Here is a 3,557-nt window from a genome sequence, read left to right on the forward strand (position 1 = left end):
AATGAATAAGAAATGATTCTTAATAATAAACCACTAGTTAAAATGATCCGAAATCCTAAATATTAATATTACTTGATGTATTGCCCTTTTTTGAATATTAGCAAAATAGTGCGAAGTTTAACATATAATAAGGAAGAAATCCATTTTTAATTAACTTATTAAACGAAAAAATCCCTTATAGAAAAATCTATTTCTATAAGGGATAATCATGTTTTTATTAGAAAGACTGATTTTGAGCAGGTTTAATAAATTGTTCTGGGTTTTCAACAAGCCCACATACAGCGCATTGGACACGGTATGTAGGTCCTTGATAGGCCATATGAAAAGCATTCATCGTTTCATTTGTGTATTCTTCTTCTACTTGACCAGTTTGTGGATTTAATTTGACTGGTTTTACTTGTTGCTCAAGAATATTAAAGCGGGTACGGTTTGTTTTACAACTTGGACATAGCATTGGTTCCATATGTATACACCTCCATTTGTATCATTTCTTAAAATCTTTAATTTTATGCAAGCAAAAAACTTTCTCAATATAAATAGGTGTTTAATGTATTTAAAATTCAGAAAAAATAAAATATAATAAAAGTACGAACTGGTTATGTCCAAACCAAATCTCCTGTTTTATGCCAATAAGCTGGGGGCCGAGAAATCGGCCTCATTTTTTTTGCTCATTACTACAAGGAACAAGGTTTTTATGAGACTTTTGTCGAAATTTTAGGAATAGATACAAAGGGGGATGTAAAATGAATTTGAAAATGAAGTACATCATTTTATATGTAGAAAAGTTTGAGGCATGTTTAAGGTTCTATAAAGATATTTTACAGTTACCTATAAAAGCAGAGCACGGAACATATATTGAATTTAATACTGGAACTACCATTTTAGCGATGAATACGCGGCAAGATGTGAAAGAATTAACAGGACTACCGCTTACAGAAGGTGAATTACAGTCTTCTCATTTCGAATTAGGATTCGTTGTTGAGAATGTACAAGAAACGATTGAGCAATTTAGAGAACAAGGAATCAAGATTTTAGTTGAACCTATTGTAAAACCGTGGGGACAAACAATTGCCTACATTGCTGATCCAGATGGAAATTATATTGAAATTTGCAGTTCATTAGAATAGAGGGAGAAAGAGAGATGGGATTTCCGAAACTAGAAACAGAACGTTTACGACTAAGAGAACTTACACTATTAGATGCAGAAACGCTGTTCCAATATTTCTCGAAAGAATCAGTTATACGTTATTTCGGAATGGATTCTTTTGAAAATATTGAGCAAGCGAAAACAACGATTCAAACGTTTAAAAATCGTTATGAAGAGGGCAGTGTATTTCGCTGGGGAATCGAGAAAAAAGGGACGGGCCAATTAATCGGAACGTGCGGATTTCATTTAATTAATAATCATCATAAACGAGCTGAAATTGGTTATGAATTAGACGATACATATTGGGGACAAGGGTATGCAACGGAAGCGTTACAGGCAATTTTAACTTACGGGTTTGAAACATTGCAACTTATTAGAGTTGCTGCTGTTGTATATGTAGAAAATAAAGCTTCTCAAAAATTATTAAGTAAAGCAGGATTTCAAGAAGAAGGATTACTCCGAAAACATATGATTCAAAATGGAGTTGCTCATGATACCATTTTATATTCTTTATTAAAAGAAGAGTGGAAGAAGTAATGAGTACAAACGAACTTATAACGATTATGAAGAAGCATAGGGAAAATAGATTCATTTTAGGTATAGATGGTTTAAGTCGATCTGGAAAAACAACATTTGTAGCCAATTTAAAAGAAAATATGAAACAAGAAGGCATTCCGTTTCATATTTTCCATATTGATGATCATATAGTGGAGCGTAATAAACGATATCATACTGGATATGAAGAATGGTACGAGTATTATTATTTACAATGGGACATTGAATGGCTAAGGCAGAAATTTTTTCAAAAGCTACAACACGAAACAAAATTGAAATTACCTTTTTTTCATGAAGAAACAGATATATGTGAAATGGAAAAAGTACAGATTCCTATTGTAGGCGTAATTGTTATTGAAGGAGTTTTTCTGCAGCGAAAAGAATGGAGAGATTTCTTTCATTATATGGTCTATTTGGACTGTCCAAGAGAGACAAGGTTTCTACGTGAGAGTGAGGAGACACAGAAGAACCTTTCAAAGTTTGAAAATAGGTATTGGAAAGCAGAGGATTATTACTTAGAAACGGAATTGCCGAGGGATAGGGCGGATTTAGTCATCCAATGATTTGAAAATAGAAGGTGAATAGAATGAATATTTTATGGGATTTTGATGGGACGTTATTTGATACGTATCCTGCATATACAATAATGCTTTCTGAAATATTAGGTGACTCAGTAGAAAAACAAGAAATATACAAAAACTTAAAAATATCATACTCTCATGCAATTCAGTATTATAATATTTCATGCGAGCAGGAAGAAAAGATTAAAGTTTTGAAGGGAAAATTCACGCCAAAAGATATGAAACCTTTTGCAGGTGTCGAAGAGGTTTTGAAATTTGCAGATAAAAATGTGATTATGACCCATAAACATAGGGCAGGAGTTATGGACATTTTAAAATATTACGGCTGGGAAAAATACTTTGTAGATATGGTTACAATTGACGATGGCTTTCCCCGAAAGCCCAACTCTTTAGCTTATAATCATTTACATAAAAAGCATAATATTGATTTAGCTATTGGAGATAGAGAATTAGATTTATTACCTGCAAAAGAATTAGGTATTTCAACATGTATGTTTCAAGGTAATTGTGATGTAGCGGATTATTCTTTATCACATTACTCGGAGTTTTTTAAGGTAGTGAGTGATAGAGAGTTTTCTTTATAAAAGAAGTTATTAATAAAGACTGAATCTTTTATTTTAAAGGTACAGTCTTTATTTTTTAGAACTCTTTCATTTTATTCCGCATTAACGGGCAGCCTGATTGCTTCAACTAATAATCAGTGGAGGGTGAACAAAACCTCCACTGATTAAAGTTTCACTTTATTTTCTGTATATAATAATTACTAGAGATTAAAGGATAATCGTCCATCTTTATTAAGGAAGTGGCCAGTTTATTTTAACTAAATTATGGTTATTCATGTTAATATGAACTCATAGCTATATAGAAGGGGTGGGGTTAGTATGAAAACTGAAATAGTTCCTAAAAAGAAGTACAGTATAATAAGCTATGCATCTTTACTCATCGGCATTTTGTGTTTTCTATTCGTTTTTATAACGCCAACAAGGATAGCCAATGCAGGTAATATAGTTGGGGATTATATTACAATTGCCCTGACAGGTGTAGGTATCATGCTTTCAATAATCACAATGACGAAAAGAACAGAGAAGAAGGGAATTGCTATTCTTTCATTAATACTGTCCTCATCATTTTTTATATTTTGGATCATAGCAATTATCCTATTGTTTACTGGTCAAATTAGTTTTGCGCCGTAATGTGTAATAAAAAGAGTCCTTCTCGTATGATATCGGGTTCAGTTACGGGAGAGAAAATATAAAATAACACACAAATTAGGG

Annotated in this window: 6 protein-coding genes; 5 read left to right on the forward strand and 1 reads right to left on the reverse strand. The window is 32.3% G+C overall.

Annotated features, from left to right (window positions below; all coding sequences use genetic code 11):
- Nucleotides 1-217: 217 nt before the first annotated feature.
- Complete coding sequence (locus ACQGSG_RS27650; protein ID WP_000433609.1) at nucleotides 218-463, reverse strand: hypothetical protein; 246 nt, start codon at nucleotides 461-463, stop codon at nucleotides 218-220.
- Between the two features lie 280 nt (nucleotides 464-743).
- Here ACQGSG_RS27650 and ACQGSG_RS27655 point away from each other — a divergent pair, with 280 nt between their 5' ends.
- From ACQGSG_RS27655 to ACQGSG_RS27675, 5 genes are all read left to right on the forward strand, one after another.
- Nucleotides 744-1,127, forward strand: coding sequence for a VOC family protein (locus tag ACQGSG_RS27655; RefSeq protein WP_001049847.1), 384 nt, complete (start codon nucleotides 744-746; stop codon nucleotides 1,125-1,127).
- A gap of 14 nt (nucleotides 1,128-1,141) precedes the next feature.
- A complete protein-coding gene (locus ACQGSG_RS27660) occupies nucleotides 1,142-1,684 on the forward strand; it encodes a GNAT family N-acetyltransferase (RefSeq protein ID WP_000506676.1) in 543 nt (180 codons plus the stop codon).
- A complete protein-coding gene (locus ACQGSG_RS27665; protein WP_000106112.1) occupies nucleotides 1,684-2,265 on the forward strand; it encodes a kinase in 582 nt (193 codons plus the stop codon). The genes ACQGSG_RS27660 and ACQGSG_RS27665 overlap by 1 nt, the downstream gene beginning before the upstream one ends.
- 23 nt (nucleotides 2,266-2,288) lie before the next feature.
- A complete protein-coding gene (locus ACQGSG_RS27670; RefSeq protein WP_001024221.1) occupies nucleotides 2,289-2,867 on the forward strand; it encodes an HAD-IA family hydrolase in 579 nt (192 codons plus the stop codon).
- Between the two features lie 297 nt (nucleotides 2,868-3,164).
- Nucleotides 3,165-3,476 carry a hypothetical protein gene (locus ACQGSG_RS27675; RefSeq protein ID WP_000845547.1) on the forward strand — a complete coding sequence of 104 codons (312 nt, stop codon included), beginning with the start codon at nucleotides 3,165-3,167 and terminating at the stop codon, nucleotides 3,474-3,476.
- Nucleotides 3,477-3,557 lie beyond the last annotated feature (81 nt).

The sequence above is a fragment of the Bacillus sp. GMa5/1 genome (genome assembly GCF_050172015.1).
Classification (GTDB): domain Bacteria; phylum Bacillota; class Bacilli; order Bacillales; family Bacillaceae_G; genus Bacillus_A; species Bacillus_A cereus.

Excerpts from the sequence above, each read along its gene's own strand:
- ACQGSG_RS27650 (WP_000433609.1), bottom strand. The coding sequence starts at position 463 with ATGGAACCAATGCTATGTCCAAGTTGTAAAACAAACCGTACCCGCTTT.
- ACQGSG_RS27655 (WP_001049847.1), top strand. The coding sequence starts at position 744 with ATGAATTTGAAAATGAAGTACATCATTTTATATGTAGAAAAGTTTGAG.
- ACQGSG_RS27660 (WP_000506676.1), top strand. The coding sequence starts at position 1,142 with ATGGGATTTCCGAAACTAGAAACAGAACGTTTACGACTAAGAGAACTT.
- ACQGSG_RS27665 (WP_000106112.1), top strand. The coding sequence starts at position 1,684 with ATGAGTACAAACGAACTTATAACGATTATGAAGAAGCATAGGGAAAAT.
- ACQGSG_RS27670 (WP_001024221.1), top strand. The coding sequence starts at position 2,289 with ATGAATATTTTATGGGATTTTGATGGGACGTTATTTGATACGTATCCT.
- ACQGSG_RS27675 (WP_000845547.1), top strand. The coding sequence starts at position 3,165 with ATGAAAACTGAAATAGTTCCTAAAAAGAAGTACAGTATAATAAGCTAT.